The organism is Jiangella asiatica (assembly GCF_004349065.1).
GTDB classification, from domain to species: Bacteria; Actinomycetota; Actinomycetes; order Jiangellales; family Jiangellaceae; genus Jiangella; species Jiangella asiatica.
Genome location: NZ_SMKZ01000086.1, coordinates 1 through 16,545, shown reverse-complemented (window position 1 = coordinate 16,545; position 16,545 = coordinate 1). Strand labels below are relative to the sequence as shown.

16 protein-coding genes and 1 pseudogene are annotated in these 16,545 nt (G+C 71.2%); 12 read left to right on the top strand and 5 right to left on the bottom strand.

All coding sequences use genetic code 11. The annotated features are described in order from the left end of the window. Positions 1-207: 207 nt before the first annotated feature. Complete coding sequence (locus tag E1269_RS30840) at positions 208-1,704, bottom strand: MFS transporter (protein WP_131901897.1); 1,497 nt, start codon at positions 1,702-1,704, stop codon at positions 208-210. Positions 1,705-1,790: 86 nt separating this feature from the next. On the opposite strand from E1269_RS30840, the gene E1269_RS30835 reads away from it, so the two are divergent. Continuing rightward, positions 1,791-2,168, top strand: a complete 378-nt coding sequence (locus E1269_RS30835) for a MarR family winged helix-turn-helix transcriptional regulator (RefSeq protein WP_131901895.1) — start codon at positions 1,791-1,793, stop codon at positions 2,166-2,168. Positions 2,169-2,330: 162 nt separating this feature from the next. After that, complete coding sequence (locus E1269_RS30830; RefSeq protein WP_131901901.1) at positions 2,331-3,158, top strand: NAD-dependent protein deacetylase; 828 nt, start codon at positions 2,331-2,333, stop codon at positions 3,156-3,158. 14 nt (positions 3,159-3,172) lie between these two features. On the opposite strand, the gene E1269_RS30825 is transcribed toward E1269_RS30830, so the two are convergent. Beyond that, positions 3,173-3,631, bottom strand: coding sequence for an aminoacyl-tRNA deacylase (locus E1269_RS30825; RefSeq protein WP_131901893.1), 459 nt, complete (start codon positions 3,629-3,631; stop codon positions 3,173-3,175). Between the two features lie 259 nt (positions 3,632-3,890). Beyond that, positions 3,891-7,022: an AfsR/SARP family transcriptional regulator gene (locus E1269_RS30820; RefSeq protein WP_162606708.1), complete on the bottom strand. Its 3,132-nt coding sequence runs from the start codon at positions 7,020-7,022 to the stop codon at positions 3,891-3,893. A gap of 264 nt (positions 7,023-7,286) precedes the next feature. Between E1269_RS30820 and E1269_RS30815 the strand changes: the two genes are divergently transcribed. The 9 genes from E1269_RS30815 to E1269_RS30775 all read left to right on the top strand — a co-directional run bounded on the left by E1269_RS30815 (position 7,287) and on the right by E1269_RS30775 (position 14,356). Next, the gene (locus E1269_RS30815; protein ID WP_131901889.1) at positions 7,287-8,075 is read left to right on the top strand and encodes an RNA polymerase sigma factor; all 789 of its coding nucleotides are present in this window, start codon (positions 7,287-7,289) and stop codon (positions 8,073-8,075) included. A gap of 120 nt (positions 8,076-8,195) precedes the next feature. Next, positions 8,196-8,906, top strand: coding sequence for an SAF domain-containing protein (locus E1269_RS30810; RefSeq protein WP_162606707.1), 711 nt, complete (start codon positions 8,196-8,198; stop codon positions 8,904-8,906). Further along, entirely contained in the window at positions 8,903-9,727 is an 825-nt protein-coding gene (locus E1269_RS30805) for a hypothetical protein (protein ID WP_131901885.1), read from the top strand. The genes E1269_RS30810 and E1269_RS30805 overlap by 4 nt, the downstream gene beginning before the upstream one ends. Next, entirely contained in the window at positions 9,724-11,268 is a 1,545-nt protein-coding gene (locus E1269_RS30800; protein ID WP_131901883.1) for a TadA family conjugal transfer-associated ATPase, read from the top strand. Before E1269_RS30805 ends, E1269_RS30800 begins: the two co-directional genes overlap by 4 nt. After that, positions 11,265-12,131 carry a type II secretion system F family protein gene (locus E1269_RS30795; protein WP_203434250.1) on the top strand — a complete coding sequence of 289 codons (867 nt, stop codon included), beginning with the start codon at positions 11,265-11,267 and terminating at the stop codon, positions 12,129-12,131. Before E1269_RS30800 ends, E1269_RS30795 begins: the two co-directional genes overlap by 4 nt. Further along, entirely contained in the window at positions 12,131-13,030 is a 900-nt protein-coding gene (locus E1269_RS30790; protein WP_131901881.1) for a type II secretion system F family protein, read from the top strand. The genes E1269_RS30795 and E1269_RS30790 overlap by 1 nt, the downstream gene beginning before the upstream one ends. A 6-nt stretch (positions 13,031-13,036) precedes the next feature. After that, on the top strand, positions 13,037-13,414 hold the full coding sequence (locus tag E1269_RS30785; protein WP_131901879.1) for a TadE family protein: 378 nt from the start codon (positions 13,037-13,039) through the stop codon (positions 13,412-13,414). Then, positions 13,411-13,824, top strand: coding sequence for a TadE/TadG family type IV pilus assembly protein (locus E1269_RS30780; protein WP_131901877.1), 414 nt, complete (start codon positions 13,411-13,413; stop codon positions 13,822-13,824). The genes E1269_RS30785 and E1269_RS30780 overlap by 4 nt, the downstream gene beginning before the upstream one ends. A gap of 4 nt (positions 13,825-13,828) precedes the next feature. Beyond that, positions 13,829-14,356: a pilus assembly protein TadG-related protein gene (locus tag E1269_RS30775; RefSeq protein WP_131901875.1), complete on the top strand. Its 528-nt coding sequence runs from the start codon at positions 13,829-13,831 to the stop codon at positions 14,354-14,356. Between the two features lie 2 nt (positions 14,357-14,358). Here the strand turns inward: E1269_RS30775 and E1269_RS34505 are convergent. Then, positions 14,359-14,745 (bottom strand): annotated as a pseudogene (locus E1269_RS34505) (MmcQ/YjbR family DNA-binding protein). Positions 14,746-15,045: 300 nt separating this feature from the next. On the opposite strand from E1269_RS34505, the gene E1269_RS30765 reads away from it, so the two are divergent. After that, a complete protein-coding gene (locus E1269_RS30765) occupies positions 15,046-15,606 on the top strand; it encodes a hypothetical protein (protein WP_131901873.1) in 561 nt (186 codons plus the stop codon). Positions 15,607-15,814: 208 nt separating this feature from the next. On the opposite strand, the gene E1269_RS30760 is transcribed toward E1269_RS30765, so the two are convergent. Further along, positions 15,815-16,545, bottom strand: a 731-nt coding sequence (locus E1269_RS30760) for a DUF2786 domain-containing protein (protein WP_131901871.1), incomplete at its 5' end; no start/stop codon positions are given.

The following is a 16,545-nucleotide window of genomic DNA, read 5'->3' as shown; positions in this document are numbered from 1 at the left end:
CCCCTCCCGTCGGGCGGCGACCGCCGCCGGCGCCTCCTCCCGCGGCACCTTCATGCCACGAGCATCGTGGGTGCGCCAGGCCCCAGGGCCGGCGCGAGCCGGCATGGTTGGCGCTAGCCGGGCCGGCGGGGTTCACGAACGGTCAGCGTGCTGCGGCCGCGGACGCTGAGCGTCCGCGGCCGCGTTTCCGTCTTCTGAGTAGAGCTGTCAGCGCGATGCGACCTCCACCGGCACCGCGTCGCCGTCGACGTCGCCGATGTCGCCAGGGACGTCTCCGCCACGCCGCCGCACCAGCGGCACCACAGTGATCGCGAGACCTACCAGGGCGACGACGGTGACCAGCACGAGTCCGGGCCGAAATGCGTCGAGCATCTCTGCGGCCGTGAGCCCTTCGGACTCCTCGGTGCTCACCAGCGCCGTGGTGACGGCGAGGACAAGCGCGGCGCCGACCTGCCCCGACGTCTGCACCAGCCCGGCTGCCAAGCCCTGCTCGGAGTCCTTGACGCCGTTCGTGGCCTGAATGTTGATCGCCGGGAAGCCGAGCGCGAAGCCCGCACCCAACAGGAGCACGCTCGGCAGGATCACCGCGACGTAGTTCGGGTCAGTGTCGGTGCGGAGCAGGAACAGGACGTACCCGAGACTCAGCGCGGTGAGCCCGGCGATGATCAGCCGCGGCGTGCCGGCCCGGTCGATCATCCGGCCCGCGTACGGAGCCGCCAACACGACCAGGATTCCGGCCGGCAGCAGCGCCATCGCCATCCGGAGTGGGGACCACCCCAGCACCGACTGCAGGTACAGCGTCACGATGAACTGGAAGCTCAGGTACGAGCCGAACAGCGCCACGAGGCCGATGTTGGCGCGCACGATCGAGCCGACTCGAAGGATGCCGAGGCGGACCAGCGGATGCGCGATCCGCCTCTCCACCAGGACGAACGCCGTCAGTAGGGCTGCGGCGAGGGCGAAGGAACCGAGCGTGAGCGGGTCCACCCAACCGGTCTCGGGCGCCGACACCACCGTGTACACGAGGAGCAGCATGCCGCCGGTCAGCGTCATGGCGCCGACGATGTCGTGCCCGCCGGTCTCGGCCGGTCGATCCCGCGGGAGCAGCACCATTCCGGCGATCAGCGCCGCGATCGCGATGGGCACCGGGAACAGGAACGTCCAGCGCCAGCCGATACCGGTCATGAGGCCACCGACGATCAGGCCGGAGGAGAAGCCGCTGGCGCCGAAGACCGTGTAGATCGAGAGGGCCTTGTTGCGCGCCTTGCCCTCGGCGAACGTGGTCGTGATGATCGACAGACCGGTGGGTGCGGTGAACGCCGCGCTGACGCCCTTGACGAACCGGGTGGCGATCAACAGGGCGCCGTTGTCGACGAGGCCACCGAGCAGCGAGGCGACCGCGAACACGGCCAGGGCGATCAGGAACACCTTGCGCCGGCCGAGCAGGTCGGCGGTGCGGCCACCGAGGAGCAGCAGGCCGCCGTAGCCGAGCACGTAGCCGCTGACGATCCACTGCAGCGAAGCGGTCCCGAGGCCGAGCTCGGCACCGATGGATGGGAGCGCGACGCCCACCATCGAGACGTCGAGGCCGTCGAGGAAGAGGACGATGCACAGGACGGCGAGGATGCCCCAGAGCCGGGGGGACCACCGCGAATCGTCCTGCGGAGCGGACGGAGAAGTCGAACGGAGGGTCGGTACAGTCACGGGCGAGACGCTACATGCGCGTGCATGTAATGCACAAGCATTTAATGCACTTGCATATTGTCGGGGGTCCTGTTACAGTGCGCGGCATGGTCGAGACGCATGAGCGGCAGCTTGTCGACCAGTGGCGCGGCCTGCTGACCAGCTACAACGAGATCGCATCTGCACTGGACCGCGATCTTTCGGAGCGGCATGCGCTGGGCCTGAGCGAGTTCGAAGCGCTCGACCGGTTGATCGAGTCCGGCCAGGACAAGCTGCGCATGCTCGACCTGGCATCCGACATGTACCTCAGCCAGAGCGCGCTCTCCCGCACCGTCGCGCGGCTGGAGCGCGCCGGCCTCGTCGAGCGGATCACCTGCCATGACGACCGTCGGGCCTGCTTCGTCGTGCCCACGTCAGATGGTCGCGACCGCCACGCGGAGGCTCGCGAGACCCACCGCCAGGTGCTGGCCGACCACCTCTCGTAGGCCGGCCCTTTCGTTCGCTCGTCTACGCATCAGGATGCTGACGCTGGCCTGCAGGCTGGTTGGCCGCCGACGTAAGCTCGAAGGGTGCTCGACCGCATCGGCCCCGGCGATCCAGGCAATCCCGCGTCCGGGGCTCGGGCAGACGGCGACGGTTCCGCTGCCATCGGTGAGGCGATCGAGCTGCTGGCCGGCCGCCGCATCACGGTCCTGACCGGCGCTGGCATCTCCACCGACTCCGGCATCCCCGACTACCGCGGCCCGGACTCCCCTCCCCGCACCCCGATGACGTACCAGCAGTTCGTCGGCGACCCGGGCCGACGCCGCCACTACTGGGCGCGCAACCACGTCGGCTGGCGCCACGTCGATCGCACCCAGCCGAACCCCGGCCATCACGCGCTGAGCCGGATGGAGGCTGTCGGTTCCGTGGTCGGAGTCATCACCCAGAACGTCGACACGCTGCACCAGGCAGCCGGCAGCCGCAAAGTCATCGACCTGCACGGACGCTACGACCGCGTCGTCTGCCTGAGCTGCCGGCGCGTGGTCTCACGCGATCACGTCGCCGCACGCCTCCACGTTCTCAACCCCCATTTCGCCGACGACGTGGCCGACGCCGAGATCGCCCCCGACGCCGACGCCGTCATCGAGGCGACCACGCACTTCCGCGTCGCCGATTGCGAGCACTGCGGCGGCATCCTCAAGCCCGACATCGTGTATTTCGGCGAGAACGTGCCAAAGCCACGGGTGGAGGCGGCGTACGCGATGGTCGACTCCGCCGACGCACTGTTGGTGGCCGGGTCGTCACTGACCGTGCTGTCGGGCCTGCGGTTCGTCCGGCATGCGCACAAGGCCAACCGGCCCATCGTCATCGTCAACCGCGGCCGCACCCGCGGCGACGACCTCGCGTCGGTCAAGATCGACGCCGGCTGCTCGCCCGTGTTGACCGAGCTCTCAGCCACGATGTCGGCCGCGGCGGCCCGCTCACCAGCCTGACTGCGGACGCGTCGCTACTCTGTCACGTCGGCGACGGTGGCATCGAGAGCCTTGATTAGTTCGTCGCCGTCGACGGTTGCCGACACGCCGAAGGCACCTCCACCGATCGAGACCGTCCGGCCCTGGATCCGCTCGTCGGCGATCACCGGCCACGCACGGGTCGAACCGAACGGCGTGATCGTGCCGCGCTCGTACCCGGTCACGTCCCGCGCCATCGCCGCGTCGGGCATCGAGAGCCGACTGACGCCCAGCAGTGCGCGCAGCTTGGGCCAAGCGATGGTGCGGTCGCCCGGCACGAGCACGAACACGTAGTCGTCGTCAGCGCGTCGGACCACGATCGACTTGATCACCGCTGCCGGGTCCACGCCCCGGGCGGCAGCGGCCTCCTCCAGGCTGTTCACCGGTGGATGACGCACGATCCGGTACGCCAGTCCGGACGCGTCCAGTGCTGCCAGTGCCCTCTCCTCGGCCATGGTCCGAAGCCTACGTCGAGCCCTCGATCGACCAAGCCTGCGCATCCAGATGGCGTCCGATCCGCCGATGTTCGAGCCCGCCTGAGCCGTGCCGGCAGCTGTTCGACGCCAGATCGCTCGACCCCTCGCGCCTGCCCGACCGCGTCAGCCCTGGACCACGCTTGACTGGCCCACGCTCGGCCCCGCCGGACCCGACCGGCAATGCTCAGTCAATCCGTGCTCAGTCCATTTCCGCTCAGCCCTTCCGTGCTCGTCGCGCTCAACCGGTCGCGGTCAACCGGCCACTCCCTGACGTGATGCGTTCGATCAGTTCCTCGGTTTCTGGTTCGAGATCACCTCCAAGGTCGTCGGCCGTGCTGCGCAACTTGCCGATGCTCTCCAGGACTGTGGATCGGTCGCCGACTGCCAGCTCGGCTTTGAGCCGGTCGCGCCACAACAGCTCCACGCCCGGCTCGACCGAGAGCCCCAGCAGCGCCGCGCGCAACGCCTCGCCCGGGGCAGCGTCCGCCAAGGCATGAAGCGCGAGTTCGTGACAGGTGTCGACGATGCTCGAGATCATCTCCTGAGCGATGTGATCGACCCACGCATAGCGCCTTCGACCTCGACCGGAGAAGGGGCGTCCCCTCACCAGGGACAGCGCCGCGCGCAGCTCAGCGGTGGTTGCTCTGGCCGGCCCTTCGGGGAGCAGCGCACACCAGTCCTGCCAGTCGCTGCGGACATCCGGCAGATAGGTGTAGCCGCCGTCGGTCCGCGGTAGCAGCGACGCGCCGGTGGCGTCCGTGCCGAGCCATCGGCGCAGCTTGGAGATGGCCGTGCCCCGGGTGGTCCTGGTGACGGCCGACCCCGGCCAGATGGCGTCGTCGATGGCGTTGGTGTCGCAGCCCGGGTTGAGCGCGATGAACATCGCCAACTCGGTGAGCTGTCCGAGCTTCGTCTGCTCGACCAGTTCGGCCGTGTGCGCCACCTCGACCGGCCCGAGCATGAGCAGCCGCGGAGCCACCCGGTCCGGGCTGCGGCCCGACCGCGCGTCCGACGATGTGGGCCTGGCACCCGCCGATGCCCCGGCGCCGGGAGGCAGCGCTCGCGATGGTGCCGTGACACCGTGCGGTGCAGGCTTCGCCGCGTTGACCTGCGAACCCGGTGGAAGGCCGGGTCGGACTGGATCGATGAAGGGTGGTCCTGAGCGTTCGGGGGGTGATGGCCCACCGGCGATCGACGCTCGGGCCCGGCGCATCTCGTCAGGTGGTTGGGCAGGACCCGGTTCAGTGAGCACCGTCGCCGAGCCGGCCGCGGACTCACGCTTGGTGGAATCGGCCGCGTGCAGGAGTTCGGTGACCCGCTCACGAGTGACGGCATCGAGGAGCTGCGGTCGCAACGGGACGCCGAGTGGTTCCAGGACGGCGGCGGGCTCGAGTGTCGTGCCCGCCAATCTCAGCGTCCAGCCCTGTCCGGCGCTTCCGCCGCCGATCACCGCCGCCACGGCCACCCTGGGCGCGGTCTCGATCAGTGCACAGAGCCGGCTCCACTGGTCGTCGGGAAGCGGCACGGCGACGACCAGGATCTCGGGTGTCCAGGTGGCCTCGGCGACCGGCCCGACCCGCGCCGCGGCGAGGCCGTTCACCCCCGCCGTCGCCAGGAGGAGTCGGTCGTCGGTGACGCGAACCGTGATCTCGTCGATCAGTTCCTCGACGTCGGCAATGCGCCGGACGCGGCCGCTGCGCAGCAGGTCGAGGTCGCTCCAGTCGCCGCCGACGAGCGAGACCCGCAGGTCGTCGGCCCAGGTGGAGGTGGCCAGCTCCGCGGCGATGGCGGCGATGGCTGCGCCCACCAGCTCCGGTGGACCATCGACGACCAGAGACCCGAGTTGCTCGAGGTCTAGCAGGACGAGCGCGTCGTCGCGGTCGTGCCCGATGCTGACCAGGCTGGGGTAGGGCGCGGGGACGCGGGCGCCCCCGTCTCCGTCGAGCGGGCCGGTCTGGCTCGCTTCGACGGTCCAGACGCCGCCGTGTGCCGTGCCGACGAACGGCGCCGGCAGCTGGCTGGACGCCGCGAGGTACAGCTCCAGCGCGTGGCTGGTCAGCCGAGCCGCGCGTAGCGGAGGCAGCTGTCGGCCGGACTCGGCGAGACGTGCGGCGAGACCACGCAGCGCCCGGTCGACGAAGGCCACGCCGGCTTGATCGGCGACCTGGCGCAGCTCGGTCTCGACCGTCCGGGCGGCTGCCGACCCGGGTGCGAGCCGTTCGCCCGGCCGGCGACGACGCTGCCGACGCGCACGCCGGACCGTCAGGACCGCGATCAGCCCGGCAGCGAGAACCGCGCCGACACCACCGATCGTGCGGGTGGCGCCGTCGCCATCCGGATCCTCCTCGGGGTCGGGTGCGGCCATCGGCCCGCCCGCCGTCGGCTCGTCGGCGGCGCCGGCAATCGGGCCGGGTGGGCAGTCTGGCGCGGCCGCGATCGGCCGACCGGCGGCCGGCGCAGCCACCAGCGAACCCAGACCCGGAGCCTCGGCGTCCGGAAGCATGGTCGCGGCGCCTGCTCGACCCGCTGATCCGGCATCGGGACGCACCGTGCCGGCATCTTTCTCATCAGCCGACCCGGTATCAGGAGCCACCGTGCCGGCACCCGCACGACCTGCTGACCCAGTATCGGGAAGCCCGTCGCGCTGCGACGTGGGTGCGCCGGGCACGGTCAAGGTCCAGCCTGGATGAATCACGTCGGGGTCGGTCAGCCGGCGTCCGTCTGGCTGCACCGTGCCCGCGGAGGCGGCGACGATCTCGGGGTAGCGGGTCGGGTCGCCGAGGCTGGCATCGGCGATGTGCCACAGCGTGTCCCCTTCCCGAACCACGTACGTGCCCATCGCCGCCCGCGCGGGCGACAGATCACCGCCGGTGGGAGGATCGGTCCCGCCGCGCCGCCGTTCCCCGCCGTCGGGTGCGGCCTGCTGATCCAGCAGATCGGTGGTGACCGGTGCCGCGGGCTCCCACGGCGACGGGGTGGCAGAGCTCGCCGAAGCCGCCTGGGCACCACCGCCGATGGCGGCGACCGCGGCCACCATGGCCGCCACCAATCGCTGCTGGGCTCCCAGGCCCGGCAGCGGCAGCGCGGCCGTTCCGCGCACCGCCGCTGGCAGCTCCACCAGCAGGCTCAGGACGAACGTCGCCCACCCTGCCCAACCGGCCACGATCAAGGCGCCCAGGAAGAGCGACCCGTCATCCGGCCTGAGTGCGGCCTCCCGAACGGTCCGGAGGTCCGGCCAGTCGCCAGGCAGCGGCCACCCGTCCACCGCCCACAACACAGCCGGAAGTCCGACTACGAGCAGCGTGAGACCGAGGAGTGCGGTCAGGCCGCGTGCGACCGCGCGCGAGCCGGTGAGCGGTGGGACCGTCACGGCCATCTCCTCTCCGCAGCTTTGAACCAGTGAGGCGAGAACGCTCTCCCCTCCTGTGGGTGCCGCCGGGCCGGCGAATGTGACAGCCGGTTCGGACAAAGCCTTCAAGAGTGCCGTATCCGGCACGGGCGCGCACCCGATCGGCTGAATTCGCCGCAGGGCAAACAAATCACCGTGCCGACAAGCCAGTCGGGCTAACGAGCGGGCTAACGGCAGCGGCTGGACTCGCCCAACCATGACAAGTCCAGTCGCTAGGAGCCCGACGTGAAGACGATGCCGCCCTCCATCGATCCGCACGCGCTGATCACCGACCAGCTCAACGCCGAATGGCGCGGGCTGTCCGGTCGCCCGGTCCCGCGCCGATGGCCGCTGGCCGCTCTGCCCGGCTGCGACACGCTCGGCGACGCGTTCGACACCATCGCGTGGGCGCGTCGCCACCAGCCCGCCGCGGCTGACCAGATGCTTCTCACCCTGCTGACGCTGCGCACGGAGAACGGGGACGACCTGGCCGGCCGGCTCGTGCTCCAGGCCCTGCTCGGGCGTTCGGTCAACCTCGCCCGGCGCGCCCACCGCATCGGGTCACCCGGCCTCCGCGGCGACCTCCCACAGCTGACCGCCGCGGCCGTTGGTGCGCTGTGGCACGCCATCGCCGCGTATCCACTGCTTCGCCGCCCGCGAAAAGTCTCGGTGAACCTCTGCATGGACACACTCGCGCACTTCACCACCGTGTTGGACGACCGCGCTCCCGAGGCCGTCGACATCGCCCTGCTCGAGTCCGCCGAGCCGGTCTTCAGCGTCCGCGGACCGGCACCAGCACTCGAGGTGCTCGATGCGCTGAGCTGGGGCATCGGCGTTCGTGTCATCACACCCGAGGATGCGTCCCTGCTCCTGAGGGTCTACTGCCCGAGCCCGGGTCACGACGGTGGCGCACTGGCCGTGGCACGTGAGCTCGGCCTGACGCCGGCGACCGTCCGTCAACGGTGCAGCCGGGCCGTCCAGCGGCTGGCGGCGGCCGTCCGCTCGCACCGAAAAGTCTGGGCGGATGCGGCCTAGCCGACGTGACCGCGAGAAAGGGCCCGGGTTGACAAACGCGAATCGATCACTAATGTTTGCAGGCTCGCCACGATGTCGATCAACGAGCGAGCGACCAGAACGACCCGCGAGGGGACGAACATGGCGCAGACCGCTCGGGCAGACACCACCGACCACCACCCCTTCGACACGAACCTGTCCGGCGTGGCACACCCGGATCGTCGCTACCGCAGGCGGCCGGCGTTGATCGGCCTCGGGGTGGGTTTGCTGGCCACCTGTGGTGCCGGTGCCGCCTACCTCGCCCAGTCCTCCGGCGACACCGTCGCCGTCCTGGCTGTCGCCCAGACCGTGCACCGCGGTCAGGTCATCGACGCCGGCCACCTCACAACAGCCCGGGCGGCACCCGACCCCGCCCTGGAGCCGGTCGCCGCCGACGACCTGGAGCACATCGTGGGCCAGCGGGCCGCGACCGATCTCGCCGCCGGCACGCTGCTCAGCGCCACCTCCGTGACGTCGGTGTCCATTCCGTCCACCGGGCAGAGCGTGGTCGGCGTCGCCGTCACCCAAGCGCAACTGCCCCATCATGCGTTGGTCCCGGGCGACCAGGTCCGGGTCTTCGGCACTCCGAATCCCGGCGACACCCCGCCCACCGACGCACGCGATGCGTTCCGCGAAGGCACCCGCGCCACCGTCGTCGATGTCTCGGGCCCGCTCGACTCTGGCTACGTCGTGGTGGACGTCCTGGTGACCGCCGATGTCGCCGGCACGCTGGTCGCGCAGGTGGCCACCGGCCGCATCGGCATCGCGCTCGACGCGCCCCAGGCCGCCGGCGAAGCAGAGGAGGAGCCGTGACCGTTCTGGCTCTGACGTCCATCCGCGGCGCACCGGGAGTCACCACCACCGCGCTGGTGGCCGCGCTCAGCTGGCCGCGCCCCGTCCTCCTCGTCGAGGCCGATGTCAGTGGCAGCAGCAGCATCAAGGCGGGCCACCTTCGGGGCGAGATCGATCATCGGCTCGGCCTGATCAATCTCGCGGTCGCGCACCGCAACGACACTCTCAGCCTCAGTACGCTGCGCGGACAGACCATCGCGCTGACCGACGACGGCGCCCGTCTCGTCCTTCCCGGCCTCGCCACCCGGGCGCAGGCGGCCAGTCTGACCGAGGACTTCTGGGCCACGCTGGCCACCCTGCTCAGGGGCGTGACCAGGCACGGCGTCGACGTCGTCATCGACACCGGACGGTTCGGCATGCGCCACGGGCCGGACCCACTGCTCCGATCGGCCGACCTGGCCGTCGTGGTCGCCAGGACTTCCCTGGACGATTTGGTCGCGGTCCGTGGGAGCGTCGACCAGTTGCCCGGCGGCGACACCCACACCGCGGTCGACCGGCGCGGGTTGCTCCTGGTCGGCCCGGGCCGGCCGCACCGGGTCAGCGAGGCCGCGGAGGCGTCGACCCTGCCTGTGTGGGCGTGCGTCGACTGGGATCCCGCCGCCGCCGAGCGGATGAACGGTCGCGAACGCCTCCGCAGCAGCCTCAGCCGGCTGGCGTCGTCGCGGCTCGTCCGGTCCGGACGGGCGGCCGTAGCCGAGCTCCGAGCCGCGGACGAACGCCGGCGGCGCGTTCTGCAGGCGCCGCTGGCCACCACCGTCATGAGTGGAAAGGGCGTGAGATGAAAGAGTCGCCACCGACGGCGAACATCGCCGGTCTGCCGATCTTCGAACCGCCGACGATGACCGCCGCCGACCCGCGCCGTGACGCCGCCCGACCGGGCGGCACCCAGCCCAGTGACACCCCGGCGGCACCATCGCGCCCTAGCACCAGGCAGTTGCTTGCGGCCATGCCACCGGCCCATCCCATACGCTCGGATTCCGCTACTGGTCCGACCTCCGCCAACACCACCGTCGACTGGTCACACGTCCGTGAGCTCCGGCAGCAAGCCGCGGCCCAGCTGGCGAACCGCGTCGACGAGAACACCTCGGAGGACGAGCGGCGCGCCGTTGGCCGCGAGGTCATCGCGCAACTCCTGGACGAGCACGTACGGCGTGCGGTCACCACCGGAGTGCCCGCCATCTCCGTCGACCTCCAGGCAACACTCGCTCGGGCGGTCTTCGACGCACTGTTCGGGCTGGGGCGCCTCCAGCCGCTGGTCGACGACCCGAGCGTGGAGAACATCGAGGTCTACGGCGCCGAGCCCATCGTCGTCATCGACGGGGAGGGTCGCATCTCACGGCGGCCGGCCATCGTCGAGAGCAACGACGAGCTGATCGACATGCTGACGTTTCTCGCGTCCCGGGGCGGCGCCAGCGAGCGCACCTTCTCCACCGCCAGCCCGAGCCTCCACCTGCACCTGCACGGCGGGCACCGGCTCGCGGCATCTGGCTGGACGACGAATCAGCCGGTGGTCGTCATCAGGCGGCATCGGCTGGTCGACATCGACCTGGACGATCTCATCGCTCGCGGCACCCTCACCGATGCCGCCGCGAGATTCCTTCGCGGGGCCGTTCGATCCCGCCGCAGTATCGTCGTCAGCGGTTCGATGGGCGCCGGCAAGACCACCTTGACCAGGGCGTTGGCCAACGAGATCGACCCCGAGGAGAAGCTCGGCACCATCGAGACCGAGTACGAGCTGGGGCTGCACCGCATGCGGGATCGGCACCGGCGGATCATTGCGTGGGAGGCTCGGCCCGGCAGCGGCGAGCGTGGCCCCGACGGGCGCGCCATCGGCGAGATCACCCTCGACGACCTTGTGTACGACGCCCTCCGCATGAACCTCGACCGGCTGATCGTCGGTGAGGTCCGCGGCCGTGAGGTGTTGCCGATGTTCAAGGCCATGCAGGCCGGGGCAGGATCGTTGTCGACCATCCACGCCCACGGCGCTCGCGCCGCCATCGAACGCCTGGTCACCTGCGCCATGGAGGCGGGCCAGCACGTCGCGCCCGAGTTCGCCTATCGCCAGATCGCCCAGCACGTCGACCTGATCGTGCACGTGGAGCTGCGCGACGCGACTGGTAACAATCCGCACGACGGCGTGCGCGACGGCGGGCCTCCCGCACCACTGCGTCGACGGCGACAGGTCACCGAGATCGTCGCGCTGGAGCCTGGGGAACGCGGCATGCCGGCCGTCACCGACGTGTTCGTACTCGGCCCCGACGGGCAATTGGTCCCGGAATCGACGCCGGCCTGGCTCGCGCGGCCGATCGGTGCGGCGCCATGAGGCCACTGCTTGCTGCGGTCACGACCATCGCGGGCCTCGGCGGACTGGCCGTCACCGGCCTGGGCCTCGTCCGCCGGCTGGACGATCCGGCCGCCGCGCGCCGACGTCCGGTCCGGCACGTCCTCGATGGGCTGCGAGGTCACACGCCGAGCCAGCGGCGAGTCCGGCGTCGCATCGCGATCGCGGCCGGCGCCGGCATCCTGGGCTGGCTGGTCACCGGGTGGATGCTCGCCGTCGTCGTGGTGCCGGCCGCGGTCTGGGGCCTGCCGGTGCTGCTGCAGACGTCGACGAGCAGGGCCGACATCGAGCGGCTCGAGGCGCTCAGCGAATGGGCCCACAACCTGTCCAGCATGCTCGGCGTGGGGGTCGGCATCGAGCAGGCCGTCACGTCGAGCCTCCGGTCCGCGCCGGCGCCGATCAGGCCCGAGGTGGCTCGGCTGGTGGCCCGGCTGCAAGCCCGCTGGGAGACCGTCGCCGCGCTGCGGGCGTTCGCCGACGACCTGGACGACGCCACGGGTGACTTCCTGACCGCGGCCCTGCTGCTCGGAGCGCATCGCCGAGGCGATCAGCTCAGCAGTGTCCTCGACGGGTTGGCGGCAGCCGTGCGCGACGAGGTCCGGGTGCGGCGCACAGTCGACGCCGAGCAGGCCAGAGGCCGGACGACGGCGCGGCTGGTCACGTTGATCAGTGCTGCCGGTCTCGCACTCATGCTGCTGACCCCGCACTCCGACCCGTACCGCTCCGGCACTGGTCAGCTTCTGCTGTTTGCACTGCTGACCTGCTACGTCGCCTGCCTGGTGTGGATGCGCCGCATCACGTCGACGCCGCGCCAGCCCCGCATTCTCGCCGTGGACCAACCTTGATGACGACGACACAGGCGGCCGTCCTCCTCGGCCTGATCGCCGGCGCGGGACTGCTCCTCGTCCTGCGCGAGCTGATCGGCCGGCCCACCAGGCAGCCGCATCCGGCACACACCGCGCGGCTGCTCACCGGGGAGGTCGCGATCGGCGGCCACCACATCGGCACCAACGACGGCTGGACCGGCCGACTCGGCCAGGTCGTGCTGCGTCGCACCAGCGGTTGGGGCGTCCTGCAGGTGCCGCACCGCGACCTCTTGCTGCTGCGCAAGAGCGTGCCGCGGTTCCTCGGCGAACGGGCGCTGTGTGCGGCCGCCGGCCTGGCGCTGCCCGTGGTGGGAACCGCCGTCCTCGCGGTCACCGGGGTGAGGCTTCCGGTCGCTTTCCCGGCCGTCACCGGCATCATCGCCGCGGTCGCGATGTCCTTCGTCCCACTGGCCAACGTCGCTGATCTGGCCCGCGCGAAACGGGCTGAGTTCCGGCGGGCCATGACCAGCTACATCGACCTCGTCGCACTGGAGCGAGCCGCTGGCGCTGGCGCCGCACAGGCACTGGAGTCAGCGGCCAGGATCGGCGAGTCGTGGGCGTTCCGCCGCCTGCGCGACGAGCTGGCGCACGCACGCTGGGCCGGCATACCGGCGTGGGAGGCGCTGCGAACCGTCGGCGACGATCTTCGGCTGCCCGATCTCGCCGACACCGCCGATGTGCTGCGCCTGTCCGCCGTCGAGGGAGCGACGGTGTACGACGTCCTGCGGTCCAGAGCCTCGGCGATGCGCGGCGAGATCCTGGCCGACGACCAGGCGCGGGCCGGCGCTCGCACCGAACGGGCCACCGCGCCGTTGGCCGCCACGGCTGTCGTCTTCATGCTCCTGCTGGCCTCACCGGTGGCCATGAGGATCGGGTGACCGGTCATGCTCAGACGCGGGCAGCCTGGCGAACGTGGCTCGGCCACATTGGAGACGGTGATCCTCTGGCCGGCGGTCTTCCTGCTGATCTTCGGTGTGGTCCACGCGGGGATCTGGTTCCACGCACGCAACCTCGCCCTCGCCGCCGCCCAGGAAGGTGCGCGTGCCGCCAGCATGGCCGAGGGTGCCGGCGGAGCCGCCAGAGCCGCGCAGTTCCTGGCCGGCCGCGACTCCATGGTGCGGGTCGACGGGATCTCCGAGACGGTGCACGACGACTCGGTCACCGTCGTGGTCACCGGCTCCTCCACCACGCTGGTACCGGGTTGGCGGGTGGACGTCCGCCAGTCGTCGACTGCCCCGATCAGACGCTGGGCCGACCCATGAACAGGTCCGAACGCGGATCGGCAACCCTGGAGCTGGCCGTGTTGGCGCCCGGACTGCTCCTGATCATCGCCCTCCTCACCCTCGCCGGTCGGCACGCCATTGCCGACGGAGCCGTCGACCGGGCCGCCGCCGACGCCGCCCGCGCGGCATCGCTGGAGCGCACCACGGCCGCCGGCCGGCAAGCCGCGATCGACGTCGCGCGAGCCTCGCTGGCCGACGAGAGCCTGTCCTGTCTTCGTACCAGCGTGGATGTGGACATGGCCGGCCTGCGGGCGCCGGCAGGCAGCCACGGCCACGTGACGGTGACCATCCGTTGTCCGCTGAAGGTGGCCGACCTGCCACTCCCGGTGCCCACAAGGACCATCACGTCCACCGCGGTCAGCCCCGTCGACGCCTACCGAGAAAGATGAGCCGATGCGACGACGTCGATGGCGCCAGGTAGTGCCAACCCGCACGCACGGCACAGTCGAGTCGCCGGCGCACGGCCAGCAACAGCCGGACGGCCGCCCCCACGATCGGCCCGCTGGCGGTCACGCGCACAGAGTCCGACCACTTGAGCGCGAGTCCGGAAGCTTCACGCTGATCTTCGCCGTGGTCATGGTCGCGCTGATCGCGATCGTGGGCCTGGCCTACGACGGGCGAGCCCAGCTCACGGCTCAGCAGCGCGCCGATGCCGCCGCCGGCGAGGCTGCCCGGGCGGCCGGGCAGGAGATCGACGGCTCGGTGATCACCGGTTCACCGGGTCTGCATCGGACTCGCGCGGTGGCCGCGGCGCGCGCCTACCTGAAGGCGGCCGGCGTTCGCGGAACCGTCTCGGTGAGCGGCACCAGAATCGTGGTGCGTACCGACGCCTCCGAACCAGCGGCGATCCTCCCGCTCATCGGCATCACGACCCTGGAAGCGACCGGGACCGCCACGGTTGAGATAGCCACCGGCTTGTGAGCTCACCCCGCGGGCGGTGCCTCGATCCCGTCGCCGGCGATGGCGGGCCCGGACTCGTCGTAGGCCGCCGCCACCTTCTTGGGCACGCACATCCGCCAGGCGTCGGTGACCAGCTCGCGCAGCTCCTGCTCGTCGATGGCGGCCAGGCGGACCGCACCCAGTGGTAGCGCTCATCGGACTCCACCCGGCATGAGGAACGTGCCCGGCTCGGAGGCGGCGAGGTCGGCCCGCCCCTCCTTCGGGTAGCCGAAACCCATCAGCGTCTCGTCCGGGGAAACAGAGACGTACACGATGCGGCCGATCCGGAACTTCACATGGTCGCGCACCAGACCCTCCGTGGTGCGCGGCAGCGACAGCGCAATCCGGCGGACGTCATCGAGGGTGACCATGTGCCGATTGTGTCGCGCAGGTCCGACAGGGTCCGCCGCCCGCGTCCCGCACCTGTCGCGATCTCCTCCGCCACGAGCGTCACGTTCGGCCCTCCCGATCCACCCCTAGGAGGTGGGACGGCATTCGGCGAAGCCCTGATGTTCCGCCCACGAAGGGAGTGATTGGTCATGCCAGAGGCGGGCAGGGCACCAAGCCGACCCGAGATCCCGGTGTGGCCGCCGCGGAGGGGGTCATCCCCCGGCCCGGCGGCCACACCGGTCGGCCGTCGGCCACGACGAGGCGACCGCTGGCTCTGGCTGTTGGTGGTCGCGGTGGGGGCGTCGTGCGCCGTGGTCGTCGGCGCGCTGATCATGCGGGACGGGGCGCCTGCGGGCGCCCCTCTGGCCGGCGGCCTCGCCGACGTAGCGTCCACGACGACGCCCACGGCCCTGTCCGCCGCCACGCCCACTGACCTCCCGCCGGAACCGACGCGCAGCCCCTACCCACGCGGCTCGCCCACGGTCGCGCCGGGGCAGGATACGCCATCACCGAGCGACGGCGCGCGCGATGGCTGGACCGAGGCGGCCCGCGGCTTCGGCCAGGCATTCACGCACACGGAGGTCGGTCGGGATGCCTGGTTCGCCGCGATGTCCACCTGGCTCACGCCCCAGCAAGCCGACCGCTATCGCGAGGTGCCCGTCGAGGACGTTCCCGGCGGTGTTCTCCGAGACGTCTCTGTGGAGGACCCGTCCGGCGGCACCATCACGCGCGGGCGGCTGACCTACGACACGGGCATGATCCTGGAGGTCGGTTTGAGCTTCGACGACTCCGCCGGCGGCTGGCTGGTCGCGCGCGTCACCCTAGCCGATCCGTCCGGATGATCGGCAAGGATCTGGCCCCGGCCGTCGGCGGTGTCACCGTGCCGTCGGGCTTCGCATCCTCGCGCACAGCCCTGGTGATGTCGCCGATCGTTGATGAGCACTCGCCACGGCCGGAGCGTCGGCCACAGCTGTGCGCCGTCAGCGTGCCCGCCACCGCACCACCGTTCCGCGACCTCCGGGCCGAGGCCGGCTGGCAACGGCACGCAGGTCAGTGACCGTCGACGGCGGGGCGGTCGGTGGTGAGGACGGCGCGGTCGGCTGCGCTGCGGCCGGCTCCCCAGCCGTCGGCGTTGCCGGCGGCGAAGGAGCGGCGCCGAACGGTGCCGGGGAAGAGGGAGCCGGCGAGCGTGTCGATGGCCCGCGACCGCTCGGCGAAGACCGGGACCAGGTCGGAGCCGGTGGCCGCCTCGGTGCGGCTGGCGGTCTCGCGTAGCCGCTCGCCGATCCGTGTCGCATACGCGAGCAGAAACGAGTGCCGGAAGGAGCGCGTGCGGGACGTGCCGAACCGGCTGGTGCGCGACCCGGTGGCCAGCATCGCTCTGGTGGCCTGGACGAGAAGTGACGTCGTCAGCAACTCGACGACGTCGAGGTCGACGTCGGAGCCGAGGACGGTGACGAAGCCGATCTTCTCCGAGGAGATGGTGCGGCAGTGGTTGGCGGACCCGACCTCGGCGACCAGGAGGGTCTTGGTGCTCAGGTACGGCGCGTCGAGCCAGATGCGCCGCGCGGACGCCGTCGAGCGCGGCGCACCCGCTGGTGTAGCCGCTTGGGCCAACGCGTGCTCGATCGAGTAGCGGCTCATCAGCTCCTGGGCCTTCGCCGACAGCGCCTCGGCCTCGTCGGGGAACGTCGTCGACTCCGCCTTGGCGAGCAACGCCCGCACCCGGCCAAGGATCTTCTCGTCGACCGCGCGGTCGGCCGCCCCGCCCGCGTCCATCC